The sequence below is a fragment of the Paenibacillus xylanilyticus genome, assembly GCF_009664365.1.
GTDB classification, from domain to species: Bacteria; Bacillota; Bacilli; order Paenibacillales; family Paenibacillaceae; genus Paenibacillus; species Paenibacillus xylanilyticus_A.
This window is the reverse complement of sequence record NZ_CP044310.1, coordinates 4,866,637-4,893,303: the sequence shown is the minus strand read 5'-3', so window position 1 is coordinate 4,893,303 and position 26,667 is coordinate 4,866,637. Positions and strand designations below refer to the sequence as shown.

At 47.2% G+C, this 26,667-nt stretch carries 23 protein-coding genes and 1 pseudogene; 14 read left to right on the top strand and 10 right to left on the bottom strand.

Translation table 11 applies throughout. From position 1 onward, the window contains the following. Nucleotides 1–54: 54 nt before the first annotated feature. Nucleotides 55–1,431, bottom strand: coding sequence for an NADP-specific glutamate dehydrogenase (gene gdhA, locus F4V51_RS21745; RefSeq protein WP_153979594.1), 1,377 nt, complete (start codon nucleotides 1,429–1,431; stop codon nucleotides 55–57). Between the two features lie 387 nt (nucleotides 1,432–1,818). Here gdhA and F4V51_RS21740 point away from each other — a divergent pair, with 387 nt between their 5' ends. The 6 genes from F4V51_RS21740 to F4V51_RS21715 all read left to right on the top strand — a co-directional run bounded on the left by F4V51_RS21740 (nucleotide 1,819) and on the right by F4V51_RS21715 (nucleotide 6,229). Beyond that, nucleotides 1,819–2,292, top strand: a complete 474-nt coding sequence (locus tag F4V51_RS21740; RefSeq protein WP_153979593.1) for a GreA/GreB family elongation factor — start codon at nucleotides 1,819–1,821, stop codon at nucleotides 2,290–2,292. After that, nucleotides 2,282–2,788: a cation:proton antiporter regulatory subunit gene (locus F4V51_RS21735; protein WP_416226487.1), complete on the top strand. Its 507-nt coding sequence runs from the start codon at nucleotides 2,282–2,284 to the stop codon at nucleotides 2,786–2,788. The genes F4V51_RS21740 and F4V51_RS21735 overlap by 11 nt, the downstream gene beginning before the upstream one ends. A gap of 3 nt (nucleotides 2,789–2,791) precedes the next feature. Further along, complete coding sequence (locus tag F4V51_RS21730; protein ID WP_153979591.1) at nucleotides 2,792–3,997, top strand: cation:proton antiporter; 1,206 nt, start codon at nucleotides 2,792–2,794, stop codon at nucleotides 3,995–3,997. A gap of 139 nt (nucleotides 3,998–4,136) precedes the next feature. Continuing rightward, nucleotides 4,137–4,334, top strand: a complete 198-nt coding sequence (locus F4V51_RS28760) for a hypothetical protein (protein ID WP_162009967.1) — start codon at nucleotides 4,137–4,139, stop codon at nucleotides 4,332–4,334. A gap of 48 nt (nucleotides 4,335–4,382) precedes the next feature. Beyond that, nucleotides 4,383–5,309 carry an NADP-dependent oxidoreductase gene (locus tag F4V51_RS21720; RefSeq protein WP_162009966.1) on the top strand — a complete coding sequence of 309 codons (927 nt, stop codon included), beginning with the start codon at nucleotides 4,383–4,385 and terminating at the stop codon, nucleotides 5,307–5,309. Nucleotides 5,310–5,491: 182 nt separating this feature from the next. Then, the gene (locus F4V51_RS21715; protein ID WP_153979589.1) at nucleotides 5,492–6,229 is read left to right on the top strand and encodes a cyclase family protein; all 738 of its coding nucleotides are present in this window, start codon (nucleotides 5,492–5,494) and stop codon (nucleotides 6,227–6,229) included. A gap of 129 nt (nucleotides 6,230–6,358) precedes the next feature. Here the strand turns inward: F4V51_RS21715 and F4V51_RS21710 are convergent, their stop codons facing one another. From F4V51_RS21710 to F4V51_RS21695, 4 genes are all read right to left on the bottom strand, one after another. Beyond that, on the bottom strand, nucleotides 6,359–6,559 hold the full coding sequence (locus F4V51_RS21710; RefSeq protein ID WP_095290136.1) for a hypothetical protein: 201 nt from the start codon (nucleotides 6,557–6,559) through the stop codon (nucleotides 6,359–6,361). A gap of 154 nt (nucleotides 6,560–6,713) precedes the next feature. Next, nucleotides 6,714–8,540 carry an ABC transporter substrate-binding protein gene (locus tag F4V51_RS21705; RefSeq protein WP_153979588.1) on the bottom strand — a complete coding sequence of 609 codons (1,827 nt, stop codon included), beginning with the start codon at nucleotides 8,538–8,540 and terminating at the stop codon, nucleotides 6,714–6,716. A gap of 44 nt (nucleotides 8,541–8,584) precedes the next feature. Continuing rightward, nucleotides 8,585–10,099, bottom strand: a complete 1,515-nt coding sequence (locus F4V51_RS21700) for an ABC transporter permease (protein WP_153979587.1) — start codon at nucleotides 10,097–10,099, stop codon at nucleotides 8,585–8,587. A gap of 12 nt (nucleotides 10,100–10,111) precedes the next feature. Beyond that, nucleotides 10,112–11,530 (bottom strand): ABC transporter permease, encoded by a 1,419-nt coding sequence (locus tag F4V51_RS21695; protein ID WP_236146834.1) that lies wholly within the window; start codon nucleotides 11,528–11,530, stop codon nucleotides 10,112–10,114. Between the two features lie 170 nt (nucleotides 11,531–11,700). Here F4V51_RS21695 and F4V51_RS21690 point away from each other — a divergent pair, with 170 nt between their 5' ends. Beyond that, nucleotides 11,701–13,446: an ABC transporter ATP-binding protein gene (locus tag F4V51_RS21690; RefSeq protein WP_153979585.1), complete on the top strand. Its 1,746-nt coding sequence runs from the start codon at nucleotides 11,701–11,703 to the stop codon at nucleotides 13,444–13,446. Nucleotides 13,447–13,558: 112 nt separating this feature from the next. Here F4V51_RS21690 and F4V51_RS21685 read toward each other — a convergent pair whose 3' ends face one another. The 3 genes from F4V51_RS21685 to F4V51_RS21675 all read right to left on the bottom strand — a co-directional run bounded on the left by F4V51_RS21685 (nucleotide 13,559) and on the right by F4V51_RS21675 (nucleotide 16,296). Then, nucleotides 13,559–14,338 carry a hypothetical protein gene (locus F4V51_RS21685; protein WP_153979584.1) on the bottom strand — a complete coding sequence of 260 codons (780 nt, stop codon included), beginning with the start codon at nucleotides 14,336–14,338 and terminating at the stop codon, nucleotides 13,559–13,561. A gap of 114 nt (nucleotides 14,339–14,452) precedes the next feature. Further along, on the bottom strand, nucleotides 14,453–15,214 hold the full coding sequence (locus tag F4V51_RS21680; protein ID WP_153979583.1) for a LuxR C-terminal-related transcriptional regulator: 762 nt from the start codon (nucleotides 15,212–15,214) through the stop codon (nucleotides 14,453–14,455). A gap of 17 nt (nucleotides 15,215–15,231) precedes the next feature. Continuing rightward, nucleotides 15,232–16,296, bottom strand: coding sequence for a suppressor of fused domain protein (locus tag F4V51_RS21675; RefSeq protein WP_153979582.1), 1,065 nt, complete (start codon nucleotides 16,294–16,296; stop codon nucleotides 15,232–15,234). Between the two features lie 147 nt (nucleotides 16,297–16,443). Between F4V51_RS21675 and F4V51_RS21670 the strand changes: the two genes are divergently transcribed. From F4V51_RS21670 to F4V51_RS21650, 5 genes are all read left to right on the top strand, one after another. Then, a complete protein-coding gene (locus F4V51_RS21670) occupies nucleotides 16,444–16,635 on the top strand; it encodes a hypothetical protein (RefSeq protein ID WP_153979581.1) in 192 nt (63 codons plus the stop codon). A gap of 449 nt (nucleotides 16,636–17,084) precedes the next feature. Beyond that, on the top strand, nucleotides 17,085–18,542 hold the full coding sequence (locus F4V51_RS21665; RefSeq protein WP_153979580.1) for a glycoside hydrolase family 1 protein: 1,458 nt from the start codon (nucleotides 17,085–17,087) through the stop codon (nucleotides 18,540–18,542). Nucleotides 18,543–18,611: 69 nt separating this feature from the next. Further along, nucleotides 18,612–20,036 carry a glycoside hydrolase family 1 protein gene (locus tag F4V51_RS21660; protein WP_153979579.1) on the top strand — a complete coding sequence of 475 codons (1,425 nt, stop codon included), beginning with the start codon at nucleotides 18,612–18,614 and terminating at the stop codon, nucleotides 20,034–20,036. 232 nt (nucleotides 20,037–20,268) lie between these two features. Beyond that, nucleotides 20,269–21,120 (top strand): BglG family transcription antiterminator LicT, encoded by an 852-nt coding sequence (gene licT / locus F4V51_RS21655; RefSeq protein ID WP_153979578.1) that lies wholly within the window; start codon nucleotides 20,269–20,271, stop codon nucleotides 21,118–21,120. Nucleotides 21,121–21,249: 129 nt separating this feature from the next. After that, a complete protein-coding gene (locus F4V51_RS21650) occupies nucleotides 21,250–23,163 on the top strand; it encodes a beta-glucoside-specific PTS transporter subunit IIABC (RefSeq protein ID WP_153979577.1) in 1,914 nt (637 codons plus the stop codon). A gap of 135 nt (nucleotides 23,164–23,298) precedes the next feature. Here the strand turns inward: F4V51_RS21650 and F4V51_RS21645 are convergent, their stop codons facing one another. Further along, nucleotides 23,299–24,180 (bottom strand): LysR family transcriptional regulator, encoded by an 882-nt coding sequence (locus tag F4V51_RS21645; protein ID WP_153979576.1) that lies wholly within the window; start codon nucleotides 24,178–24,180, stop codon nucleotides 23,299–23,301. Between the two features lie 170 nt (nucleotides 24,181–24,350). On the opposite strand from F4V51_RS21645, the gene F4V51_RS21640 reads away from it, so the two are divergent. Next, nucleotides 24,351–24,944 (top strand): ankyrin repeat domain-containing protein, encoded by a 594-nt coding sequence (locus tag F4V51_RS21640; protein WP_167301705.1) that lies wholly within the window; start codon nucleotides 24,351–24,353, stop codon nucleotides 24,942–24,944. 50 nt (nucleotides 24,945–24,994) lie between these two features. Continuing rightward, nucleotides 24,995–26,286, top strand: a pseudogene (locus tag F4V51_RS21635) (purine/pyrimidine permease). Here the strand turns inward: F4V51_RS21635 and F4V51_RS21630 are convergent. Continuing rightward, complete coding sequence (locus tag F4V51_RS21630; RefSeq protein ID WP_153979574.1) at nucleotides 26,273–26,650, bottom strand: PilZ domain-containing protein; 378 nt, start codon at nucleotides 26,648–26,650, stop codon at nucleotides 26,273–26,275. The pseudogene F4V51_RS21635 and the gene F4V51_RS21630 overlap by 14 nt on opposite strands. Nucleotides 26,651–26,667: the final 17 nt, after the last annotated feature.

Sequence of the window (26,667 nt, the reverse complement as noted above, 5' to 3'; positions counted from 1 at the left end):
AAGATGAATGATGATGTGCACACGCTTCGAATGAAACGGCCTAATTGCTTAAACTTAGACTACGCCTTGAGCGAGCATGGCATCGGCTACCTTCAGGAAGCCTGCAATGTTGGCACCTGCCACAAGGTTACCAGTACAGCCATATTGATCCGCTGCCTCTACACAGCTGCTGTAGATGTTCCGCATGATCTCATGCAGCTTCGCGTCCACTTCTTCAAATGACCAGGACAGGCGCATGCTGTTCTGAGACATTTCAAGAGCGGACACCGCAACCCCACCAGCATTGGCTGCTTTCGCCGGGCCGAACAGAACACCCTCTTTCAGGAAAAGCTCGATTGCAGCAAGCGTGGAAGGCATGTTGGCTCCTTCACCGATGGCTTTGACGCCGCCTTGCACGAGCAGCTCAGCAGACTTTTCATCAATCTCATTTTGCGTTGCGCAAGGCAGCGCGATATCGCACGGGATGGACCAGATGCCTGCACAGCCCTCGGTATATACCGCGTGAGGATGCTCTTTGACGTATTCGCTGATTCGCAGACGATCCACTTCTTTCAATCGTTTTACGGTATCCAGGTTAATTCCTTCTGCATCATATATGTATCCTCCCGAGTCACTGCAAGCCACGACCTTGGCACCAAGCTCCTGAGCCTTTTGGATGGCGTAGATGGAAACATTGCCTGAACCGGAAACAACCACTGTGCTGTCCTGGAAGCTCAAGCCTTTCGATTTCAGCATCTCGTTCACGAAGTACACACAACCGAATCCAGTAGCTTCCTTGCGTGCAAGGCTTCCGCCATACAGCAGACCTTTCCCCGTTAATACCGCTGCATCATGCCCGCCGCTAATGCGTTTGTATTGTCCGAACATGTAACCGATTTCCCTCGCGCCTACACCAATATCGCCTGCAGGTACATCCGTATCGGAACCGATATATTTATACAGCTCTGTCATGAAGCTTTGCGTGAAACGCATCACTTCCAGATCGGATTTTCCTTTGGGATCGAAGTCGGAACCGCCTTTACCGCCGCCGATCGGCAGTCCAGTCAGTGCATTTTTGAAAATCTGTTCGAAGCCCAGGAACTTCACGATTCCGGAATAAACGGAAGGGTGGAAGCGCAGTCCGCCTTTGTAAGGACCGATGGCGCTGTTGAACTGTACGCGGAATCCACGGTTCACTTGAACCTTGCCTTGATCATCGACCCAAGGTACGCGGAATGTAATGACACGTTCAGGTTCAACCAGCTGTTCCAGCAAGCTGTTGTTCATGTATTTCGGGTGTGCTTCAATCACAGGAATGAGTGAGTCCAGAATCTCTTTTACAGCCTGATGGAATTCATGTTCTTGCGGATTTCTGGCGATAACCGATTCATAAACGGAATGAACATATTCTGCAGCAGTGACTTGAGTTGATTCTTGAGTAATAGTGGACACTTTTTCGATGCACTCCTTTATTGTGTTAAAGTCTGTGGTTGGCTATTTGCATAAATTGCATAAAAGTTTGTAGTTAAATATACAGGAAAGAAAATAAAAATACGAGATGAAAACCCATAAAATGTTTTTTATGACGTTATTAAAATGTTCTATGGATCTATCATGCGGTGTAAAGGTTGGATTCTAAAATTGGATAATATAGCCGATTCCCCATTTTGAACGGGAAGTTAGCTGAATAGACTGGATTAAAAAATTAGTTTTGGTAAGATGGTAAGAAGGCCCCGATTTCCGGGGCTTTTATCTAACAGAAGGAGGAAAACAGGATGATGAACAGCAACATGCGAATTCATGTGGAGAACAAAGCTTGTATAGGAGGTGAGATCTATTATGAACCATAGGTCTAACCTTCAACCTTGCAGAGAAATACTGGTGAAACAGCTCATTACATTGGGTGAAGAGAAAAGGACATTTCTCGACGCCTATTTTGACGTGCGTGAACCCGAACGGATACAGATGGAGAAATTATTGTCTGCTTACACCGAATATGTCCAGAAGCTCCTGCTCGGCCCGGATGAGCTTCTCCATTCCGTCGTGCTTATTGGGAGCGAGATCCGATTCGATTACATTGATTTTCACACGTCGGATGCATTCACGATTGTCATGCCTGAAGAGGCTGATCCAGATGCAGGGCGCATCTCCTTTCTCTCGCCTGTAGGACGTCAATTGCTGCTTAGCAGCAAAGGGGAAACGAGATCCGTTACGATCCCGGCTGGTTCCATGAGGGTGCGTATTACGGAAATCACTTGGAGTGGTCCAACCTTGAATCCGGTATCTTCAGGAGGTGTAGATCATGCACTTTAAAGAGACGGATTTACCGGGAATTGGACGCAAGTATTGGCTGCAAACCCGTAGCGGAGAGCATTTGATTATCGTGGTTCATAATGATGAGCGGCGCGATCTGTTTCACATGGAATCCGGAGACACGCCTGAAGAGGTGGGGGATATGGTATCCCTTGTAACCTTGGATGACGAAGAGGCCCGGGCAGTCGCTGCCATCGTGGGAGGCATGACTTATAAGCCCAAATTCCAGGATGAACGGGAAGTTATGCTCGATGGCCTACTGATCGAATGGTTGCGAATCGAACCTCATTCACGAAGCATTGGAAGAACGATTGGGGAACTGGATATCCGCCAAGCGACGGGGGCTGTCATTCTGGCGGTGGTGGAGAAGAACAGGGAGAAACAGTTTAATCCGGGTCCTGATTACACATTTGCCTCAGGGGCTACGGTTGTCGTGGCTGGAGAGCGGGATCAGATCAGGCAATTAAAACGGTTATTATCCGATGGACGGTTGTAGCCTATGGATATGCTCATATTCGAAGTGGGAATTGCTGTTGCGCTGATTACACTTACGGGGCTAATATCTGCACGATTACGATTTTCAGTCATTCCTTTCTATATTCTGATCGGAATGGCGGTTGGACCGCATGCACCACAGATTGGTATCGTGGATTTGCGTTTCATCGAAAGCTCGGCATTTATTGAATTTATGGGCAGGCTTGGCATTTTGTTTCTTTTATTTTATCTTGGACTTGAATTTTCGGTTTCTCGTTTGATGAAATCGGGCAAAGCCATATTGACCGGAGGCATGTTCTATGTAGGGCTAAATTTTGCTTCCGGTCTGCTGCTGGGCTGGTTCATGGAGCTGCCGTTAAAAGAAACACTGGTGGTGTGCGGCATCATGACCAGCTCTTCAACAGCGATTGTGGCCAAGGTACTCGTTGATCTGAAGCGCACGGCGAATCCTGAAACGGAGATTATTATGGGCATGATCATGTTTGACGATCTGTTCATTGCCATTCATATCTCGATCCTGACGGGCCTCGTTCTCAGCGGGGCGACCTCGTTCCTTAGTGTACTGCTGGTATCCTTGTCAGCGATGCTGTTCATTGTGCTGTTTCTGATCATTGGCCGGAAGAGCATCAAGTATATTGACAAGGCGCTGAATATCAAGTCGTCCGAATTGTTTCTGCTTACTGTGATGACATTGCTCTTTCTGGTCGCTGGTTTCTCGGAGACGCTGCATGTTGCCGAGGCGATCGGTGCATTAATGATGGGGCTGGTACTCGGTGAATCGAGGCATGCGAACCGGATTGAGCATCAGGTCATGCCGTTCAAGGACTTTTTTGGTGCGATATTCTTTTTCAGTTTTGGACTGACCATTGAACCCTCCTCCCTTGGGGGTGCTGTCGGGATGACGATCATTGCAGTCATTTTAACGATTGCGAGCAATTATGGCGCAGGAATGATTGCAGGCCGAATGTCTGGAATGACGCCCAAGGCTTCACTCAAAGTGGGATTCACGCTGGTTTCCAGAGGAGAGTTTTCGATCATTATGGCGAACATTGGCAAGGCCGGAGGACTGATGGTTTCAATCCAGTCCTTTGCTGTACTGTACGTGCTGATTCTGGCGGTACTGGGGCCGATCCTGACGAAGGAAGCGCCGTGGTTCTATGGGCAATATGAGCGTCTTAGAAATCGATTACGAAGGAAAGAAACAGGTTAGATTGGATTTTGGTAGCAGCGTCACACCGGGAGAGACTTTATCTCTTGGGTGTGACGCTTTTTTTTGTTTCCTATGCTTCCAAGTACGGTAGGTGAGAAGGCGAGCAGCGCGGGATATTTTTTGCTTAAGGAAGATGAATTTGAATATTCTCGATATGCACGGCGACGCCGCCGATCTGAACTTGAGTGATCTCGTTGGAAGGGCCGAGCGTTATTCTGCCCAGGATCCTGGAAGGACGGTTCATCGTGTATCCTTCATGCTTAATGGCTGGTTTTTGATCGAACGAGTCGGCGAGCGATTGATGATTCAAGGTCAAGTGAATGGCTGCACAGGGTAATGAAGAAGGAGAGCACGCGATAATCCAATGGGAAGGCAGGGATATGTAATGAAAGCTATTGTTATTGACACGTTTGGTGGAGCGGAACAATTGAAGGAACAGGAAGTACCCAAACCGACATGTGGAATCAATCAGGTGATCATCCAGATTCATGCAACCTCAGTGAACCCGGTCGACTTCAAAGTCAGACAAGGACATATGGAAGAAGCGGCTGACTCATTCCCTTTGATCTTGGGCGGGGATGCTGCGGGTATTGTGGCAGAGGTAGGATCCAATGTTACACAGTTCAGGGAGGGTGACCGTGTATTTGCCCGTCCGCGAAGCTTCGGAACCTATGCAGAATATGTGGCGGTAGATGCAGATATCCTATCCCGTATTCCGGACAATCTGAGTTTTGAGGAGGCTGCGGCTATACCGCTTGCGGGCATGACAGCCTGGCAGGCTCTTGTTGATCATGCGCACCTTGCCAAGGGGCAAAAGGTATTGATTCACGCGGGAGCAGGCGGTGTGGGAACGTATGCGATACAGATTGCCAAATACATTGGTGCTGAAGTGGCAGCAACGGCAAGTGAGTCCAATGAGGAGCTGCTGCGTTCCTTGGGTGTGGATCATTTTATCAATTATAATAAAGAAGACTTCTCGGAGATTCTCTCCGGGTATGACGTCGTGCTCGACACGATGGGTGGTGACATTCAGCGGGACAGCTTCAAGGTGCTGAAGCCCGGCGGACATCTGGTTTCGCTCGTGGAGCAGCCGGATCAGAGCCTTGCCAAGGAAGCAGGTGTAACGGCGAATGTATTCATGATGGAACCGAAAGGGGATCAGCTCGACCAACTGGCGAAGCTTGCCTCGGAAGGGAAACTCAAACCTGTGATTGACGAGACCTATGATTTAAGCGAGAAGGGACTCCGGGAGGCGCATAAGAAGAGCGAAACTCATCATACACGTGGGAAGCTTGTCATCCGTGCGCAATAGGTGTCAACTCGCATACGAAGGTTATTTTACATTGAAATTAGGAGTCTGAATCATGGCCATCTTCCGTTTGGGAAGGTGGCTGTTTCATGGATGGCGGGAGGAGCAGAAGCAGCATTCCCATATGTGGAGGTTTAAGATATAATAGTAGAAATTTATTCCATTCTGCGTATGAGGTGATCCAATTGTCCAACGAACTCATCCAAGCCATTCAACTGCTAAAAGAAAAGAAATGGGTTGATCTGACCCATACTTTTGGCCCGGAATCACCGCACTTCTCTGCTTTTGATGCAGCCCAGTTTGATACGTTGTTTAATCACGATCAAGGTTTTTTCGCTCAGAGCTTCAAATTCCCCGGCCAATACGGCACCCATCTGGATGCACCGATCCATTTTGTGCGTGACACGCGTTATCTGGATCAGCTAGGGCTGAAGGAACTTGTGCTGCCGCTTGTGGTTATTGACCAGTCTGCTGCCGTGGCGAGTAACCCGGACTTTACGCTGGATGTCGAGCATATTCTTGAATTCGAAAAGGAACATGGGGTCATTGAAGAAGGCAGCTTCGTGGCACTTCGTACAGATTGGAGCAAACGCTGGCCCAATCATGAAAAGTTCGACAACAAGGATGCAGAAGGCAACAGCCATGCACCCGGTTGGTCGGTTAGTGCCTTGATGTTTTTGTTCGAGGAACGCAAAATCAAGGCCATTGGTCATGAAACCTTCGATACCGATTCAGCTGTGGACTATCAGAAGAATGGCGCACTTCTCGCGGAATATTACGTGCTTGCTCAGGATACATATCAGGTAGAGTTGTTAACCAACCTGGATCAGGTGCCAGCAAAAGGTGCAGTGATCTTCAACATTGTACCCAAGGCCGAGAAGGCTTCCGGATTCCCGGTTAGATCCTTTGCCATTTTGCCTTGATGCAGCAGCTCTCAACTGAAATTAAGTTCTATACAAAATAAGTGTCCAATTAAAATACAATTCCTAACTACTAGATCAATGCTCATATGTAAACGTAAGGGAGGCACGTGTTGCCTCCTTTTTTATGTCTTACTTTTGATCCGAGTGGGGATTCGGATTGAATCGTTGTGAGATTTTCTTCTCGGCTTTCTTGCGCCGAATCCAGCGCTTAAGTATGTTCTGCTGCTTTCTTTCTTCCAGTGTTTCTTTCATGCCTTGAATCATGAATTCGGATCTTCGTCTATCATCCCGACTAATCTCGCGTAATTCTTTAATAAATTTGTCGTCCATATCTGCCTCTCGCTCATTCAGGATAACATCATTATACCGAACGTACGTTCTTTTATCAAGTTTTACCATTAACCTGCATGCAATCTGCATGATATGAAAACGGCTGCCGACAGAACCCTGGAATGATTCTGTAAGCAGCCGTATGCTTTTATTTTTACTTGGATGCGTTGTAATTGCTCAAGAACTCTTTTACTTTGGCCGGATCAGCCTTCAATTCATTCCCGGTCTGAACGAGCGGGCTTACCGTAGAGTAGGCTTTGAGCTTGTTGTTCTTATAGAACTGCAGAATCTCATCCTGATTGATGGAGTACAGCACGGCCTTTCTCAAGTCACTGCTCTTCGCCACATCTCTATTCTTGGTGTTAAACAGCAGATAGGAAACCCCGTTGCTCGGAATGCTCTGCAGCTTCAGCTTGCTGTCACTTTCAATGATGTCATACTTCGTTTCTGGTACCCCGTAATACAAATGAATCTCACTGCTGCGCAGGGCAGATAGCGCACTGTCAGGATCCGCGATGAAGCGCACGTTTACCTGTGAAATTTTCGGAGCATATTCAGATCCTTTGCGGTATCCAGGGTTTTGATAGAATACGCCCTCATAGTCGTTTTTGTAAGCCAGAATGTAAGGTCCGCTTGCATACAGTGTGTTGTTGTACGAAGATCCCTCTGTTACCGTGTTCTGGTCACCATAAGGAATATCCTTGTTTACGTCAAAAGAAGCTACGTCATAGGTGTTGATACTCTCCACCTGTTTCTTGGATACGATCCCCGCGGATTGGTGAGCCAGGTAATTCAGGACTTGAGGGAAAGGCTCTGTTGTGGTCAGTTTCACGACCTGATATTTACCTGCATTATTATCTGCTTTTGTTTTGTCTGATACGAGTTCGTTGATTTTGGAATCGAGTCCTTGCTCGAGAGCGTCTTTGATGGTTCCGTTACCGCCGGATTGCTGGATGGATTCCAGGGTGCTCAGGTCGGTTACCAGCTCAGCCTCTTTGATATGCTCGTGCAAGCTGTATGTCCGGTGATCCGGAACAGAGTCTTTATCTTTGGCACGGTCCAGAGAGAAGATGACGTCATCGGCACCAACGCGCTCCCCGGTATCCACTGCCTTTTTGTTTTCAATCTTTGCAAAGTTAATATCGTCTCTCAGTATGAAATAATACTCGGAATTCCCTTCAGCGATGCTGAAATTGTGGGAAAGTGATCCTTCGGCTGTCAGTTGATCATCATCCGTCAGGTTTACAAGACGAACATACATGTTGGTGTTCAATTGATTGATGGAGCCGTCGTTGCCTTTGATCGGATCAAGGGAAGTCAGCACGGATGCACTTTGAGTCAGGATCAGGGGATCTTTCGTATTCTTGGAGCTGTCTTTGAATTCGATCGGTTCCCAAGCCAAGGCACGGGATTTGGACAGGCGCACCGTATCGGGATTCAGGATGTCCTGATTGACGGCCTGACTTTTCAGGGAAATGTACAACGGAGCGATGTAGGCTTGATCCGTTACCAGGCGGTCCTCCAATTGTTTGTACGTATCCTTGTATTCTTCGGGTGTTTGGGTAGCTGCGGCGTCAATAAGTTTATCGATCTCTTCATCCGCCAGAATGCTGTAGTCACCACCGGTTTTGAAAAGGGAACGAACGGCATAGTCCGGGTTACCGGTTACTGTTGTCCAGCTGGAGAGAGCAATATCATAGTTGCCTGCGTCCTGTTGGGATTTGTAGCTGCCGTAATCAGGCTGCAGATTCAGCTTTACATTGAAGCCGTTTTTGGTCAGCTGATCACGGATGATATTAACATCATTTTCGGAAGAACTTTGGGCGAGCAGCTCAATGTCGACTGGAGCCTGATTCTGAGTGTTCTCAGCTGGCGAAGTTGGGGCCGTCTCCGATTGGGATTCAGACTTGGTCTTTACGCTGCAGCCCGAAATCACGATGACGAGAATGAGCAGCAAAGAGATCAACGAACGTTTTTTCATGGGATTACCTCCTGGATAATTTTGATGGAAAGATTGGTTTTGAATTAAGCCTTTACCAATTTCGGATCAAGTGCGTCGCGCAGACCATCACCGAGAAAGTTGAATGACAGAACGAGCAGAATGATAGCCAGCCCCGGATAAATGGCGAGATACGAGTGCGTTTCCAGATATGTACTGCCCAGCTTGAGAATGTTGCCCCATTCCGGGATATGTGGTTCGACACCCAGTCCCAGATAGCTCAGGCTGCTGGTCGCAATGACCGCTCCGCCAATTGTAAGCGTGGATTTGATGATCATTGGTGCAAGTGAGTTGGGAATGATGTGCTTAAAAATGATGGAACGGTTGTTATAACCGAGTGCACGCGCAGCCTCCACGAATTCAAAGGTGGAAACATACAGGACACTGGCTCTCATGGTACGTGCATAAGTCGGGATCGATCCCAGACTGAGGGCCAGAATCAGATTAACCGTATTGGCGCCAAATGCCGCAATGATGGCAATGGCCAGCAGGATGCCCGGAATGGCATAGAGGACATCGAGCAGCCGCATAATGATATTGTCTGTGTGTCTTCCATAGAATCCGGAGAAGGCTCCAAGGACTCCACCAATGATTACAGGAATAATGGTCGACAGGCAGCCTACGATCAACGAGATGCGGGCACCGAATACGATTCGGGAGAACAGGCATCGCCCGAAGTCATCCGTCCCGAGTGGATAAGCCAGAGATGGCGGCTGCAGCAGAGCGGAATAGTTGTTCTCGACCGCCATGCTGTAATCAAAGGTGAAGAAACTGCAGATCGAGATGGAAAATAGAAAGATGATAAAAAACATGCCGGACATCGCTGTTACATTAGGAGCCAGTCGGTCCCAGAGGTCGTTCCAGAAGTTTGATTTCTGTTTCCCTTGTCTCCGGTAGCGTCCAATGATGGAAATGCCGAGCAGGAGTGCAAATACGTTTCCTGTGACCGAGGTAAGGATCAGCAGGATGCTGACAGCAACCATCCAGCGCGGGATGACCGAAGCAGCAGTATACTGGGCTACAATCGTCAAAACGACCAGGTCAATGACCAGAATGAATAGCAAGGCGGCCATGGCTGGCAAAAACGTATCCGCTACATAGGGTTTGAACATATTGAGTGCCGATACGCCTATAACGAATAGCTGTGTCAGCAGCATATAGACTGCGAAGGTGTACTCCACTTGCTTTGCTTTTTTGATCAGATGAAATGCGGCTGTGACGATAAAAATATTGCCAGAGCAGATGGCCAGCAACTGAACCCAAGCCAGCCTGCGGGTTAATGCTGAGATATGTCCGTGTCTGGTCAAGTCTTTTCGGATGAGCAGTATCAGAATACTCTGAATGATCGTGAAGAAAAGATAGACACCAAGTGCAGTCAGCAGAAAGGGTCTGAATTCTTGCCTGCCCAGGTCATAACTGTTGAACAGCAGTAATACCGTCAATAGGAGAGAAGTAACCCACGCAAAGCTGGCCTGACTGTATTCTGATGAAGACTTAAGCCGGAAACGCGCTTCTTGTGTTAAGGAACCCGAATTTGTCATATTGCACCTGCTTTAATATTGTTTCATCTTGGAACGTACTCTTGGATCGATAAATGCGTACAACAGATCTACGATCACATTAATGATAGAGATGGTAATCGCTGTATACACTACTCCGCCCATAATACTCGGAATATCGGGAATAAACTGTTTATCTACAATGTAACTGCCGAGTCCGCTAATATTAAATACCTTCTCCGTTACGGCCGCTCCGCCAAGCATCCCTCCGAATTGCAAACCAACGACCGTCACGATCGGAATCAATGCATTACGTACCGCATGTTTCAGCAGAACACTCCGTTCGCTGAGTCCTTTGGCACGAGCCGTCATCACGTAATCTTCGTGAATAACCTCCAGAGTGGAAGAACGGGTCATCCGGGCTACTGCAGCCGTTAATCCTGTTCCCAGAACAATGGTTGGCATGATAATGGACAGCCAGTTCTGAGGATTGAAGGTCGCGGGAAGCCACTGCATTTTAATCGAAAAGTTCAGGATGAAGATGAGTCCCTGCCAGAAGTTCGGAATCGACAATCCGATCAGAGCGATAAACATAAATGTGTAATCAAACAGCGAATTGGGCTTGATCGCCGAGATGATCCCGATGGGAAGTGCGATGACCAGGGCAAGCAGTAGAGAAATGACTGCGAGTGTCAGTGTAATCGGAAACTTTCTGGCTATGGTCGCGGTCACATCCTCATTTCCCGAGAAGGATTTGCCCAGATCAAACAGCGCGATTCCCTTGATATTGTTCCAGAGCTGAACGAGATAAGGCTGATCCAGACCGTATACGTGATTAAAGGCTGCAATCTGCTCCTGTGTCGCTGTCTCTCCGAGAATGTTGGCTGCCGGGTTGAATGGAGACAGATACAAGATGGTAAATACGAGGGTAGCTACACCCAGAATGACGAACAGAGTCATCAGTATTCTTTCGAATATGTACTTTAGGTAAGGATTGCCATAGATCCATAGTATGACGTACATCAGACAGCCTGGAATGATAGATAGAGCCACAAACCAGGGTTTATCCAGCAGTGCACGGAACGTGTCGGCCATGGTCAGACGCTGTTCTCCATGTTCCTGCAGCCTGCGTGACGTTCGTTCATACAACTCTTTCTGATATGTTTCCTCCAGCCACTGCTCCGTCTGACGCTTAAATTCGGTTTCGCTCACCTGCTGCTGGAAGAAGCGATGTTTGCGCCTCAGCTGTTCTTCTACTATGGTTCGAAGCTTATCCCGGTAAGAAGAAGAGTGCATCTCCTGTTCTACAGCTCGCTGAGTGGTTTGCCATCCATCCTTTTGGCGTCTGGATTGCCACACCAGCAGCACAATCAGATTGATCGGCAGCCCGAGAATAAACAGCACATATCGGTAGGAGGGATGAAGCAGCATTTTGCCATAAATGAAACTCAGATGCTGTGCAAGCCGTGACATTTTGCCGCCTACTGCAAGGTTCAAACCGAGCAAACCTCCCTTCATTCAGGTTTAAATTGCATTATTCCGATTGATATAGTATATATTATTTAGGGTCTATTCAATTGTCAAGGTATGGAATTGTGTACATATTATGAAACGCGTAAATATGAAGGAAAGCAGGTGTTTGCATGCAGCCTTTACTGAAAGTTAGTGATTTGTCGGTCTCTTTTCATTCCGAAGAGAATGAGTTTCAGGCGGTACGGGATGTCAGCTTCGAGGTTCGGAAAGGGGAAACGCTGGGGATTGTTGGAGAGTCGGGAAGCGGCAAAAGCGTAACAGCCCGTTCCATTATGAGGCTGCTTGCTTCTCCTCCATCTCAGATGAAGCAGGGAGAGATTTTATTTCGCGGAGTTAACCTGGCGACCAAAACGCAGAAGGAGATGGAAAGCATCCGCGGCCGCGACATCGGCATGATTTTTCAGGATCCCATGAGTTCACTTAATCCGACCATCAAAGTCGGAAAACAAATCTCCGAAAGTCTGATAAAACATCAGAAGCTGTCCCGCAGGGAAGCGAAAAAGCAAGCCATTGCCATGCTCGAACTGGTCGGCATATCACGGAGTGAAGTGCGCTACAATCAGTACCCCCACGAGTTCTCGGGAGGCATGCGTCAACGGGTGATGATCGCCATTGCACTTGCCTGCCGCCCGGAGCTGCTGATTGCAGATGAACCAACGACTGCACTCGATGTGACCATTCAGGCGCAAATTCTGAATCTGATGAAAGACATGCAGGAACGGCTGGGGACATCCATTATACTGATTACCCATGATCTGGGGGTTGTGGCCGGAATGTGTGACCGCGTCGTAGTTATGAAAGAGGGACAGATCGTGGAATCCGGGACAACGGCAGAGATCTTCGCGAATCCGAAACACGAATACACGTCCAGACTCCTGAATGCCTTGCCGCGGCTGGATGAGAAGAAGAAACCCAAACCGGTTTCACTGTTCCCCAGGGATCTAAAAGATGATCAGCCTCTGCTTGAGGTGAAATCCCTGAAGCAGCATTTTAATCTTGGCAAAGGCAATACACTGAAGGCAGTGAATGATATCAGCTTTTATATCCGCCAAGGCGAGACACTGGGGGTCGTAGGAGAGTCTGGCAGCGGCAAGTCCACGACGGGGCGTGCCATCTTGAGACTGCATGAACCGACTGGCGGGGATGTCTTGTTCAAAGGAGTTCCACTAAACCGGCTGTCCGCTTCGGAAATGAAAACGATGAGACGGCATATGCAGATCATCTTCCAGGACCCCTACGCCTCATTGAATCCGAAATTGAGAATTATGGACATTATCGGGGAGGCCCTTGATATTCATCAGCTGACCAAGACAACAGCCGAGAGAGAGAAGCGGGTGGAAGAACTGCTGGAAATGGTGGGGCTTGATCCATCCCATGCGCTGCGGTACCCTCACGAATTCTCTGGCGGTCAGAGACAGAGAATCGGGATTGCGCGGGCACTAGCTGTGGAACCGGAGTTTATTGTGTGCGATGAGCCGCTGTCTGCGCTCGATGTGTCCATTCAGGCGCAGATCGTGCAGCTGCTTGAGGAATTGCAGCAGCGGCTTGGTTTGACGTATCTTTTTATTGCACACGACTTGTCCATGGTCAAACATATCAGTGATCGTGTTGCTGTGATGTATAACGGTAAAATCGTTGAGCTTGCTGAGAGTGAAGAGCTCTATTCCAATCCACAGCATGCGTATACGAAGTCGCTTCTCTCTGCAATCCCGGTCCCTGATCCGGCTGTGGAAGCGAAGAAAAAACGCACGGTGTATGAAGAAAGCAGTAGAGAGCAGCTAGCCGATCGTTACAATCTGGAGCAGTCCAAGTGGGTCGAAGTAACGGAAGGGCACTGGGTGGCCGTTTCTGGTTAGAACGGATCAGAGTGATCAAACAGGCAGGCACAAAAAAATAACCCCGTCAGTGATCTGTGCAAGATCAACTGTGCGGGGTCCTTTATACGTTTGTTTTAGGTTGTGGACTTTATTATTTGAATTGAACGGATTTCTTGATGTTGTCAATCTCGGCTTTGCTTGCATCATCCAAATACGTGAAGATGAAGTTGAAGGCGTAACCTTCAATGATGGTGCTGTAGTAATCTTGTGTAATGGTTGTGCCGTCACCAGCATCCATTGTGATTTGCATAACGTCCATCTCTTTACCGCCGATTGTTTCAGTTGCGATATCTTTATATTCATAAGGGAACTGGCTGTCGACCATGAATTTCTTGGTTGCTTCCAGGTAGTCTTTACCTGTGCGAATCCCTTGCAGAAGGCTGACTTTCTCGGCAATGGCCATAGCGGAAGGACCTACTTCCTGACCACCCAGTGGCAATTCCGAAGCCATCAACAGGTTCAGTGTTTTGGTTTGGGACAGTTCAAGCTGTTTTTTCTTCGTATCATCGTCACCGGCAATGGCATCCGAAGAAGCGCTTGTCAGCTCGTTCATTCCTTCTGCATCCTGGAACTCCCATTCCTCAGGGAATTTCAATGATACACCGAAGTAGTCATTCGTGTAGGAACCTTTTTCGGTTGTGCCCAGTTCCACGTTAGCTGAATTGTCTTCCTCAGCAGCTGCGTCAGTCGACGTTTCTGTACTTTCAGTATCCTCAGTCTTGGCGGTATCCGTGTCTGTAGCGGCTGCAGTTTCTGTTTTAGTCGTGTCTTCCGTTTGAGCGTTGTTATCTGCCTTGTCACCGCAAGCGGCTGCAACAAGCATCATCATGATGAGCATAGTGAATAAAGACGTTTTTTTTGTGATAGACATAAAACCCTCCTGAAATAAATGTGTGTGTGTGTTCTCTCTCTGTAATGTTGCGTACTCCAAAATTGTAGCACGAACGTTCTTCTTTACCACCTATAGGAAACTATAGGGGTCCCTCTATAAATAAGACAATCGGCTTGCAATTGAAACAGCTTCCGTGCTGGATTGCACACCTAATTTGTTGAAGATCACTTTTTTGTGGTGATTTACGGTGCATTCCTTGATTTTTAATTTCAGAGCAATAGCCTTAACGGTTAACCCTTTGGAGATCATTTCAAGGATGGTTAACTGACGCTCAGTGAAATCCACAGAAGGTTTTTCGGAAGGAACGGATGACATCAGGCTCTGATAGCTGTTCTGCATATGGGCAGGAATGAGCTTGGCAATGGCGATTAATTCACTTTGCATATCTGCGTTAATCGTGGATACATCCAGATAACCGGAATGGTTGAGTCCGACAGATAGAGGCGTCGCGTAACAGTGCCATTGTTGAAAAAGAGGGCTCTCATGCTGCTCTGGTGGCAGCAATACCGGTTCGTTCTTTTCCATGGTGGCCGAGATGGCGTTGACTCCGCAGCTCTGTGCAGTGAAAACCATGCCTGGACGAATGGGGGACTGCTTCACTTCATCTTCCAGATCAGGGCTGTAATCCATGGCGAGCAGCACGCCGTCCGCATCCGTAAGCAGAAACAGATAGGTGCTGGACAGGTTCTCCCGGATATCCGATAGACTGCGCTGGAAGGCACCGATCAGAAAATGATTGATTTTGCGCAATCTTTCCAGACTGGTCCTGGAAATATATTTTATATGAGCCATGCCGGATCTAGGTGCACTGCTGTGAGACCAATGTTCCAGCAAGGCCGATGTGGTGATAGACATGATATTACCTCCTTACATTAACCAATGGTTTCTACGACGCGACCTTCCTGGTCGGTAATTTCAGTTCGGACTATTCGGATAAGCAAGCCGGGAAGGGAAGGTATCTCGAATGTCAATTCCGAAGGTTTAAGATGAGCTGTTAGTTCGTTTACGGTCTGTTCATTCACGGTTATGGTAATTTTGGTTTCTTCTTCATGAAAAGAAGCATTTTCTCCGGCCTCGAAGGTGATATTCACTCCTGAACCTACAAGTGATAACGGAGCATCCTTTGCAATACGGCTGCGCAGTATTTTTCCAATCAGAACCGCCTGTTTGGCTCCAAGCTGGAGTTCGGCGGGCATATTTTTTTGCAGCAATCGTTTGCGGGAAGGCGTCCAAGCCAGTTGTTGTATGAATAAAAACGCCGTGCTGGAACCTTCAAGCTCAATTCCACGCTGAACAGCCTGCCCTATTGATGGAATATCCACATAGGAGTTACGCATGAGATCCGTGACATATTTGGGCATGAAAGGTTCGCATGATTTGAGGAATCCACGAGTATTCCACGTTTGCATCGTTTCCAATTCACGTCCGGTAATTCCGACCATCTGAATAAATTCCATTGTGCCATTAGGGGTGGACAGCGGCTTCAGATCCGGGTCTTCTATGAAGGAAAGGGCGGTCAGCAAGGTATCAGAGCCCAGACAGATCGGTCCGTTGGCATCCAAATAGTCGCCTGGGCGAAATACGTTTCCGCTATTGAAGACATACCGTCCCATGTTCTGTAACAAATTCAGAGCCCAAGCGGGCGGTTCAGTCTCATCCTCTGTTCGGGTAAGCCGAAAGGTCAGTTCGAATCCATATCCGCTGTGCTCGGGATCATTGGTTTCTTTGTCATATAGTTCGGAGAAGCCGTACGTTACAAAATGCCAATGAGGTGTTGGGTGTTCCACTTTATAAGCACTGATTCCATCCAGAGGGTCAGGTCCTCCGAGCGCATAAGGGATGGCTGTGCCGTAATGTTTGGGTTCCTGCTCCCCATAAAGTTCGTTAAATGCTGTATCAATGGCATCCCAGCCGGCTGTGCTTGCTTCATCAGTCATGATGGGTTCCTCCTTCGGTGTTCAATCTCCCAAAAAACATGTAAAATTAAGTTTACCTTTCTCAGTTATCGTTTCAAGCGGCTTAAGGCTGAATTATGTCAGATAGGACTTCGGGGTACCAAATCGCATTTCAGGGAGGCATTTTACATGAGTATGAAAGACATCTTTCTTGCTGAATTCAACCATGAGAGTTGGGACTCATTTGTTATGTGTTTTGCCGATTGCTTTTTGCAGGTTGATCCAAAACTGGTGGAAAGCGCGAAACAAAAGGGAATTCCGGCAGATATATGTCAGGTGCTTTTATGCGAAATGGGAGAGTATGCACTGGAATGGGTGTGAAAAAAGGTGCCTGCTTTAGGCGACCAAAGTCCTGCAAGCTATCTGGGACATATAGACGGAGAAAATGCATTAAGAGCTGCCATAATGCAAATGCCGCGCTGAAGTTCTTCTATATAAATTGGGTGTCACGTGGTGAAGTTGATTTTAAAATATAGATATGTTACGCTTACATCACGAGAGAAAAACAACAGAATAATCAATACATCGTTTGATGGATTGTTACTGCGAAGACAGGCAAAACCTAAACTGATGGTGAAATGAAAGCTCCTTTTTTGGCGCTATTTTACCTTGAGTTTAGGTTTTTCTTGTTTTCTGGCCTATTTTGGGTCCGTAGATCAGGAACAACCGCAATTGATCTATTGATTACCGTGTTGGTTTGCTCGAAATAGGACATTCTATCTTTCTGACTTGTCATTACAAAATAAATTGTTGAAAAGAGGTTGTTGTTCATGACGACGGCAAAAAAAGGTTTCCCTGAAAACTTCCTATGGGGCGGCGCTACTGCTGCCAATCAATTGGAGGGGGCATTTGATGAGGACGGCAAAGGTCTTTCCACAGCAGATATGATCGCCCATGTTCCCAAAGAGAAACGTACGGGCGGACATGCGATGGAAATCTCCTCTTCCCGCATCGAAGAAATTCTGTCAGGCAAAATTGAAGAGCGGTTCCCGAAACGCTTTGGTATCGATTTCTATCATCGTTTCAAGGAAGACATCGCCTTGTTTGCCGAAATGGGCTTCAAAGTATTCCGCTTGTCCATTCACTGGGCGCGCATTTTCCCGAACGGTTATGATCAGGAGCCGAACGAAGCAGGTCTGAAATTCTATGACGAAGTCTTCGATGAACTCTTGAAATACGGCATTGAGCCGCTGGTAACCTTGTCTCACTACGAAACTCCGCTTGGTCTGACACAGAAGTACAATGGCTGGGCTGGCCGAGAAGTTATTGGGCACTATGTAAGATATGCAGAAACGGTATTCAACCGTTATAAAAACAAAGTGAAATACTGGCTGACTTTCAATGAAATCAACGTCATGCTGTTCAGCCCGTACACTGGCGGCGGCATCCTGATCGATAAAGTAGACAACAAATTGCAAACGACGTATCAAGCGCTGCATCACCAATTCGTAGCAAGTGCAATGGTAACCAAACTTGCGCATGAGATCATGCCTGGTTCCCAAGTGGGCTGTATGCTCGCTCGCATGGAGACATATCCGGCGACTTGTAACCCGGTAGATGTGCGTCTGGCTCAACACGAGAATCAGATCAACCTCTTCTTCACGGATATGCACGCTCGTGGTAAATACCCGAACTACATGGCACGTTATTTTGAAGAGAACAACGTCGTGATTCAAAAAGAAGCTGGCGATGATGAAATCTTGCTGAACAACACGGTCGATTTCATTTCCTTCAGCTACTACATGTCCGTGACCAAATCAGCTTCTGCTGACCTGGAGGAAACGGCAGGCAACTTGGCTGGCGGTGTGAAAAATCCTTATTTGGAAGCTTCCGACTGGGGTTGGGAGATCGATCCAATCGGCCTGCGCATAACGCTGAACAACTTCTGGGATCGGTACCAAAAACCATTGTTCATCGTTGAGAATGGTCTTGGAGCTTATGACAAAGTAGAAGAAGATGGTTCGATTCATGACTCCTATCGTGTGGATTACCTGAAAAAACACATCGAACAAATGAAGGAAGCCATCAAGGATGGTGTGGATCTGATCGGATTTACGGCTTGGGGTCCAATTGACCTGGTGAGCATGTCCACTTCCGAAATGTCCAAACGGTACGGCTTCATCTACGTGGATCTGGACGACGAAGGTAACGGAACCCTCGAACGTTCCAAAAAGGATTCCTTTGACTGGTACAAAAATGTGATTGCAAGCAATGGTGAACAGCTGTAATACAGGTTCGGATAGCTTGAACGCTTCTGACAAACAATGAATAGATACGATAAGAGAGGGATGATTGAGATGACAACACCATTTCCTAAGGATTTTCTATGGGGCGGCGCGGTAGCCGCCAACCAGCTTGAAGGAGCTTATAATACGGATGGTAAAGGCTTGTCAGTTCAAGATGTGATGCCTCACGGGATCACAACGCCAAGAACAGAAGGACCTACGGAAGATAACCTGAAATTGATCGGTATCGATTTCTACAACCGTTACAAAGAGGACGTAAAACTGTTTGCCGAAATGGGCTTCAAAGTGTTCCGGACATCCATTGCCTGGTCCCGAATCTTCCCTAAAGGGGACGAGCTGGAGCCAAACGAAAAAGGGTTGCAATTTTACGATGACTTATTCGATGAATGCCACAAATACGGGATTGAACCCCTGGTAACGATCTCTCATTATGAGACACCGCTGCATCTGTCCAAAACGTATGATGGCTGGGTTAACCGCAAAATGATCGAGTTTTACGAGCGTTATGTAACGGTCCTGTTCAACCGCTTCAAGGGCAAAGTAAAGTACTGGCTGACGTTTAATGAAATCAACTCCATTTTGGAGGAGCCATTCATGAGCGGCGGGATCTATACGCCAAAAGATCAATTGAGCAAGCAGGATCTGTATCAGGCGATTCACCATGAGCTGGTGGCAAGTGCGCTGGCTGTTAAACTGGGTCATGAAATTATGCCGGAAGCCAAAATTGGCTGTATGGTTCTGAGTATGCCAACGTATCCGCTCACTCCGAATCCGGATGATGTGGTTGCAGCGATGCATGCAGAACAACGCAATGATATTTTTGCCGATATCCATGCACGTGGATACTACCCAAAATACATTAACCGTTATTTCAAAGCGAATAATATCAATATCAAGTTCGAAGACGGAGATGCGGAAATTCTGAAGCATACGGTCGACTTCATCTCGTTCAGCTACTATGTAAGTATCTGTGAAACAGGCGATCCGGAAAAACGCATTGAAGGAAAAGGAAATCTGTTTGCAGGGGTTCAAAATCCTTACCTCAAAGCAAGTGAATGGGGCTGGCAGATCGATCCGCAAGGTCTGCGTGTGACGCTGAACAAATACTGGGATCGATACCAAAAACCGTTGTTTATCGTTGAGAACGGGCTGGGTGCCGTGGATGAATTGATCACGGACGAGAACGGCAATAAAACGGTAAATGACGATTATCGCATTCAATATCTGAATGATCACTTGGTGCAGGTAGGTGAAGCGCTTGAAGATGGTGTCGAAGTTATGGGCTACACTTCATGGGGCTGTATTGACCTGGTTAGTGCATCGACTGCAGAGATGAAGAAGCGTTACGGATTCATCTATGTGGACCGCAACAACGACGGAACAGGTTCATTGGAACGGTATAAGAAAAAATCCTTCCATTGGTACAAAGAAGTTATTAGTACTAATGGTGCAAGTTTGAAAGGCATTAACGAATAATAGTGGTTCAAAAGGCATAGTTGACAAGCATCTTCTCGTGTCACAATTAGTCGCATTAACCGCTTTCACAAAAACATTGTCATATAGATATTTATATGGTAAGATGGGCCTAAGGCTAATGAATAACTGGATTGTTACTGTTCAATCAGGCAAAACCAGAAGCAGGGCATCTTTCGTGACCTGCTTTGGTTTTGCCTTTTACTACTTTGACGGTGCAAGGTGATGTGAGGAAATGAAAATTGAGAAGGTGCTCAACAACAACGTAGTTACCGTGATTGATTCGGGCGGAAACGAACTGGTCGTCATGGGGCGGGGAATTGCCTTCAAAAAACATGCTGGTGAATCGATCGACGAAAGTCTTGTCGAAAAAATATTCTCATTGGAAAGCAAGGAAGTATCGCAGAAACTGAAAACGCTTCTGTCCGATATTCCAGTTGAATATGTTGAATGCTCGGATGAAATTATTCGTTATGCGGAGACGGTGTTAGGTGAGAAGTTACATGAGAGCATCTATATTTCACTAACGGATCATATTCATTTTGCCATTGATCGACATCGTCAAGGATTGCAGATCCGTAACGCACTGTTCTGGGAGATCAAGCGCATGTACCGCAAGGAATATGCCATTGGACTAAAGGCACTTCAGATTATTGAAGAAACGCTGGGTGTACTGCTTCCCGAAGACGAATGCGCATTCATCGCCATGCATCTGGTCAATGCCCAGATGAACGGTGAGATGAGAGAAACCATCAGTATTACGAATATTGTCAAGGACATACTCAACATTGTAAGGCGCAGTTTTGTCATTGAACTGGATGAGGATTCGCTGAGCTATTATCGCTTCTTAACCCATCTGAAGTTTTTTGCTCAACGTGTGCTGCAAGGTACAGCCATTGAAGACAAGGAAGAAGATAATCCGCTTCATGATCTGGTGAGTAAGCAATACCCTGAAGCATTTACTTGTGCAGTCAAGATTAATGATTATACGCGGAAGATCTATAATCGGGTCTTGTCTAAGGAAGAAATACTGTATCTGACGATTCACATTGAGCGTGTTGTAAGAAATGAACAACCAACTGAATAATTTTGGGATTGTTACTGCTAAAAAGGCAAAACCTAAACGTTGAATAATGATAAGCTGAAACGGCTTTGTCATTATCCAGTGTTTAGGTTTTTTTTTAACCTTCATTACACATTAAAGGAGCAAAACACAATGGATAAACAACAATTGTCCAAAGATATTCTGAAATTGGTCGGTGGAGAAGAAAACATTGATCAAGTCACGCACTGTATGACAAGACTTAGATTTAATCTTAATGACAATGGCAAAGCTGACAAAGCGACGCTTAAAAATACACCTGGCGTTATGGGCGTTATGGAGAATGGTGGTCAATTTCAGGTTATTATCGGGAACGATGTGCCAGTGGTGTATAACGCGCTGGTAGGAAACATGTCCAAATCTCCTGATGCGAAACCAGCAGCTGCTGCAACAGGCGGCAAAAAGAAAAATCCGCTGAGTGCCGTATTTGACTTTATTTCAGGTGTGTTCACTCCAATCCTTCCTGCCATCACTGGCGCGGGTATGATCAAAGGGATCGTGGCCTTGCTGCTTACCTTTGGATGGATTGATGCAACAAGTTCAACATACATCATCCTGTCCGCTATTGGTGACGGTGCGTTCTACTTCCTGCCAATCATTCTCGGAATTAGTACAGCACGTAAGCTCGGAAGCAATATGTATATTGGTGCGGCCATTGGTGCATCGGTTATGCACCCAACCATTACGGCTTTGTTAGCACCAGGTGAGAATGTATCTTTCATCGGTTTGCCGGTTGTAGCTGCAACCTATGCATCTTCGGTTATTCCGATTTTGATTGCAGTCTGGCTGGCATCTTATGTAGAAAAGGCGATCGACAAAGTTACACATGCTTCTCTTAAATTGATTGTTGTGCCTACAGTGACTCTGCTTATCATTGTCCCTGTTATGATGATTGCCGTAGGACCACTAGGGGTTATCATTGGTAACGGCTTGACGGACGGTATTAACTGGTTGTTTAATAATGCTGGTTTGTTTGCAGGATTGCTTGTTGGTGGAGCGTTCTCACTGTTAATTATTACAGGAATGCACTATGCGCTCGTTCCAATCATGATCGGTTCTATTGCAACATTGGGATACGATTACTTGATCCCGCTTATGATGGTTGCTAACTTTGCACAAGCAGGTAGTGCTTTGGGTGTTTCTCTGAAATCCAAAAACAAACAAATCAAATCCTTGTCTGCATCGACTGGTGTTACCGCACTTATGGGTATTACAGAACCAGCCATGTACGGGGTCAACATGCGATTCAAAAAACCGTTTGTAGCAGCACTGATTGGTGCGGCAATTAGCGGAGCGTTCGTCAGCTTCTTCCAAACAAAAGCGTATGTTATCGGTGGTCTGGCAGGTCTCTCAGGAATTCCGATGATCATCGGTCCGACATTTGTATATGCTCTGATCGGAATTGTCATTGCAGTTGTAGCTTCTGCAATACTGACGTACATCCTCGGATTCGAAGATGTTCCAGAAGCGGTTCCAGCAGCGACTACAGCTTCAGCTGAGCCTGTTACACCCGTTGCCGCTGATGTAAACAGTTCCGCTTCCGCAGTATCTGCGGTTGAAGAAGAAAAAGCCCAGGATCAAGAAGTATTCAGCCCGATGACTGGGGAAGTAAGACCGCTTAGCGATGTACCAGACCCTGCATTCTCTGAAGAAATCATGGGTAAAGGATTTGCAATTCAGCCGACTGAAGGTCGTGTGGTTTCCCCGATTAACGGAACGGTGTTCTCCTTGTCGAAGAGTGGACATGCCATTGGTCTGGTCAGCGACAACGGTGCAGAGATGCTGATCCACATCGGAATTGATACGGTGAAGCTGAAAGGCCAATTCTTCTCGCCTAAGGTTCAGGCAGGCGCAAAAGTTGCTGTGGGTGATGTATTGATGGAATTTGACCGTGAAGAAATCGAAAAAGCCGGTTATACAACCATCACACCAGTCATCGTCACAAACATGCATCAATACGAGTCAATTGTATCTGCAGGTCGCACTGCAATCAAAGAGCAGGAGCTGCTCTATACAGCCAAAGCCTAACAATAAGAAACAGCAGAGTTTCCAAACATACTGGAGACCCTGCTGTTTTTTTTGTTTTATAGCTACGCTAATCGCCTGTGTTTCATCGCAGCTGAATATCTGTTGCTTTCAATTAACACCTCATCCGTTATGTACCTATGGGAGCATCTCCCGAACCAACTGCACGAATTGCTGGGCTGGCTTGGACAGATAACGATGGTGCAGCCAGACGAGCGCTGACCCCACGGTGGAGTTCGGGTCAAGGATCCGATAGATATGAAATGATTGTTCGTGATGGAGCTGCAGTACAGTGCCAGGCACGATAGAATTCGCGAATCCGAGCCGGACCAGCTCTAGCAGCATGGCTACATCTGAGCATTCACCCATAATCGAAGGCTTCACCTGATGTTCGCGAAACTTCTCAAGAATCAGTTCAAACATGCCGAGTCCCTCTGTACTTGGAAGCAGGAGTGGAACTTCGGCCAACTGATCAAAGTAAGTGCCATTTTCCCCCTTGGTCTCCAGAGGCTCCGAGGATATATAGTAGAGCGGCTCCTGCGGCAGATGCAGCACTTCATAGTGTTTGGTTTTCACCGGCATACGTACGCAGGCCAGCTCAATCAGTCCATCATCCAGCATGCTGCATAGCTGAGCGGATTCATTCTGCTGAATTTTGTAGGTTACTTGAGGATGGCTTGTGCGAAACTGCTGGAGCGCCTTCGGGATCAGACTATCGGAAATGGTATTCATGCCCAGGGATAGCTTGCCCCGGATTCCGTAACGGAAGCTCTGCATCTCCATAACAGCTTCCTCCATGTATTTGGTCATCGTGACCGCATAATCATAGAAGCTGCGGCCTGCTTGCGTTAATTCCATCAAGCGTCCTTTGCGTTCAAAGAGTGCTACGCCCAGCTCTTCTTCCATCAGTTTTAATTGCTGGCTGAGTGGAGGCTGAGCCATGTGCAGTCTTCGGGCAGCTGCGGTAATTTGTTTCTCTTCGGCAATGGCTATAAAGTAGCGACATTGTTTGATATCCACTTGTTTTCACCCTCGTTGCAAGTATATGTATTTCGTATAGTTAGCCAACAAAACATGTATTTTTAATATACTATCCTCCTATGGTACCATACATTAGATTTACGCACCTAAATCGCAAGATTCGATCTCCATGGGAACGCTGATCCACAAGGTTAACAACGAATTGGAGGATGAACGCATTGGTTAATACGATACATGCGGCTGCTGAAGCTGGACATACAGATGAGGTTATCCGGTTTATTACACAAGGTGCCGGATTGAACGAACAGGATGCGCTTGGGAGAACTCCGCTAATGGCTGCAGTACATGGCAACAAGGTACAGACCGTTAGCATGTTGATTGATGCCGGAGCGGATATTAACATTCAGGATAATCGATTGGATAATCCGTTGTTATATGCCAGTGCTGAGGGCCTCAAGGAAATTGTTGAAATGGCCGTCGCGGCCGGGGCAGATACAAGATTAACGAATCGCTTTGGCGGAACCGCACTTATCCCTGCAGCCGACAGGGGCCATGTGAACATTGTGGAATTCCTGCTGACTTCTACAGATGTGGATGTGAATCATGTCAACAATCTGGGCTGGACAGCACTGCTGGAGGCCGTCATTCTGGGAGACGGTGGACCCCGGCATCAGCAGATCGTGGCATTGCTTCTGCAATATGGTGCCGATAGAGAGATCGCAGATCGGGATGGCGTTACCCCGCTAGCTCATGCCAGACGGAACCGTTATACCGAAATGGAACGGATGCTATCGAATAGCTGAATGAAGGTGCCTAACTCCATATTGAGGCGCGAAAGGACACGAATTATATCATGAACAGACACCAAGAGCATGTTATTACAAAATATATAAGTCAGACATCATCACTGGTTTTGGCAGGGATTCAATGGTTCTTCTTCCTGTTTACCAACACGGTCGTCGTACCATTATCCATTGGTCATAATTTTCACATGTCACCGGATGCCATCGCTGCATCCATGCAGCACGCTTTTCTGCTGACCGGAGCCGTGTGCATTCTGCAAGCCTTGTTTGGGCATCGCTATGCAGTCATGGATGGACCGTCCGGTCTCTGGTGGGGATTGACCCTCAGCCTGACCGTCTCGGCATCTTCCGCCGGCATGAGTCTGGAGCGGATCGGGGGCGGACTTGCTGCCGGCTTCCTGCTCGCAGGACTAACGATGGCCGTTCTTGGCCGATTGGGTGCAGCCCATCTGCTGCAGAAGCTGTTTACACCCATGGTGAAGAGCGCCATGCTGTTTCTCATGACAATTCAGTTGACCATGAATTTCTTCAAAGGCATGATAGGGTATACCGAATTCGGTACATTTAACCTGCCGGTTGCAGCTTTGTCTGTAGCTATTGCCTTTCTGGTCGCCCTGATCCAACTGAAGGGAAGAGGTAAACTGGGCAACTACGCCATCCTCATCGGCATTGTGACAGGGTGGATTGCCTACAGTTTTGTGTTTCCAGGCCAGCATGCAGGGTTAACGGGCAATTCTGGGGGGAGCTTGTTTAAGCTGTTTCCATGGGGAGTACCGACGTGGGAGCCAGGCATTGTTGTAACGGCGTTCTTCGTGGGATTGGTCAACATGACGAATTCAATCACGACATTAAGCACAGTTGAGAAAATATATGAAACACAGACGACAGACCAGCAATATAAACGTTCCTATGTACTAACCGGATTGTTCAGCATGCTATCCGCATGTGTGGGTGTGCTGCTTTTATTATCGGGGCTGCCATGTTATGTATTTTGGGACTCACCCCTTCGGTGACGGCCTTTTTTGCGCAAATACCACCGAGTGTGGGCAGTGCCGTGCTGTTTGTAGCCTATCTGCAAATGTTTGGAACGGCTCTCCGCACCATTGAAGGTACTGCATTTAATTCCAAGACGATCTACCGCGTGGCGCTGCCCGTGCTAACCGGAGTTGCCGTGATGAACATCCCTGCTGAAGCCTTTCAGGCATTACCGATTTACCTTATTCCGATTATTAGCAACGGTCTCGTGATCGGAGTTATGGTCTCGCTTATTCTGGAGAAAAGTGTGAACTGGTCCAAAATGGAGAATGCTTCTACAGCGAGCAAAACCGTCACTTCACCATAATTCTTCCCTGTCCCGCAAGCATGCGCAGTTCTCTGGACAGACGATCATGGTTACCGTCTTGTATTTCAAGCTGTACGCCGTAGTGCCAGGTTTCGTTCTCTTCGTTGCCCCAGCGCAGTGTTCCTTCCAGATCTAAAGGATCTTCAAAAAGAAGCAGATTCATTCCGATCCGGATTTCATTGGACTCGACATGCAGGCTAAGCGGAAATGAAAGCTGGCACCCCGATCGGCTGATATCGATCAATTCGGCCTGAATCGGTTTGTGCGGAGCAGAGACTCCGTTAATGCTGATAATGTAAATTTCAAACGTGATGGGTTCCTTCAATGTATAACGAAAAGGCTCTCTTCTAAGGTTGATTGACATAGTTTCCTCCACAAAGT

What these genes read in the sequence shown, in the direction of transcription:
- F4V51_RS21705 (WP_153979588.1), bottom strand. Translation starts at nt 8,540, where the DNA reads ATGAAAAAACGTTCGTTGATCTCTTTGCTGCTCATTCTCGTCATCGTG.
- F4V51_RS21630 (WP_153979574.1), bottom strand. Translation starts at nt 26,650, where the DNA reads ATGTCAATCAACCTTAGAAGAGAGCCTTTTCGTTATACATTGAAGGAA.
- F4V51_RS21675 (WP_153979582.1), bottom strand. Translation starts at nt 16,296, where the DNA reads ATGACTGATGAAGCAAGCACAGCCGGCTGGGATGCCATTGATACAGCA.
- F4V51_RS21660 (WP_153979579.1), top strand. Translation starts at nt 18,612, where the DNA reads ATGACAACACCATTTCCTAAGGATTTTCTATGGGGCGGCGCGGTAGCC.
- F4V51_RS21730 (WP_153979591.1), top strand. Translation starts at nt 2,792, where the DNA reads ATGGATATGCTCATATTCGAAGTGGGAATTGCTGTTGCGCTGATTACA.
- F4V51_RS21710 (WP_095290136.1), bottom strand. Translation starts at nt 6,559, where the DNA reads ATGGACGACAAATTTATTAAAGAATTACGCGAGATTAGTCGGGATGAT.
- F4V51_RS21665 (WP_153979580.1), top strand. Translation starts at nt 17,085, where the DNA reads ATGACGACGGCAAAAAAAGGTTTCCCTGAAAACTTCCTATGGGGCGGC.
- F4V51_RS21670 (WP_153979581.1), top strand. Translation starts at nt 16,444, where the DNA reads ATGAGTATGAAAGACATCTTTCTTGCTGAATTCAACCATGAGAGTTGG.
- F4V51_RS21740 (WP_153979593.1), top strand. Translation starts at nt 1,819, where the DNA reads ATGAACCATAGGTCTAACCTTCAACCTTGCAGAGAAATACTGGTGAAA.
- F4V51_RS21680 (WP_153979583.1), bottom strand. Translation starts at nt 15,214, where the DNA reads ATGTCTATCACCACATCGGCCTTGCTGGAACATTGGTCTCACAGCAGT.
- F4V51_RS21720 (WP_162009966.1), top strand. Translation starts at nt 4,383, where the DNA reads ATGAAAGCTATTGTTATTGACACGTTTGGTGGAGCGGAACAATTGAAG.
- F4V51_RS21735 (WP_416226487.1), top strand. Translation starts at nt 2,282, where the DNA reads ATGCACTTTAAAGAGACGGATTTACCGGGAATTGGACGCAAGTATTGG.
- F4V51_RS21640 (WP_167301705.1), top strand. Translation starts at nt 24,351, where the DNA reads ATGAACGCATTGGTTAATACGATACATGCGGCTGCTGAAGCTGGACAT.
- F4V51_RS21650 (WP_153979577.1), top strand. Translation starts at nt 21,250, where the DNA reads ATGGATAAACAACAATTGTCCAAAGATATTCTGAAATTGGTCGGTGGA.
- licT (WP_153979578.1), top strand. Translation starts at nt 20,269, where the DNA reads ATGAAAATTGAGAAGGTGCTCAACAACAACGTAGTTACCGTGATTGAT.
- F4V51_RS21700 (WP_153979587.1), bottom strand. Translation starts at nt 10,099, where the DNA reads ATGACAAATTCGGGTTCCTTAACACAAGAAGCGCGTTTCCGGCTTAAG.
- F4V51_RS21685 (WP_153979584.1), bottom strand. Translation starts at nt 14,338, where the DNA reads ATGTCTATCACAAAAAAAACGTCTTTATTCACTATGCTCATCATGATG.
- F4V51_RS21690 (WP_153979585.1), top strand. Translation starts at nt 11,701, where the DNA reads ATGCAGCCTTTACTGAAAGTTAGTGATTTGTCGGTCTCTTTTCATTCC.
- F4V51_RS21695 (WP_236146834.1), bottom strand. Translation starts at nt 11,530, where the DNA reads ATGTCACGGCTTGCACAGCATCTGAGTTTCATTTATGGCAAAATGCTG.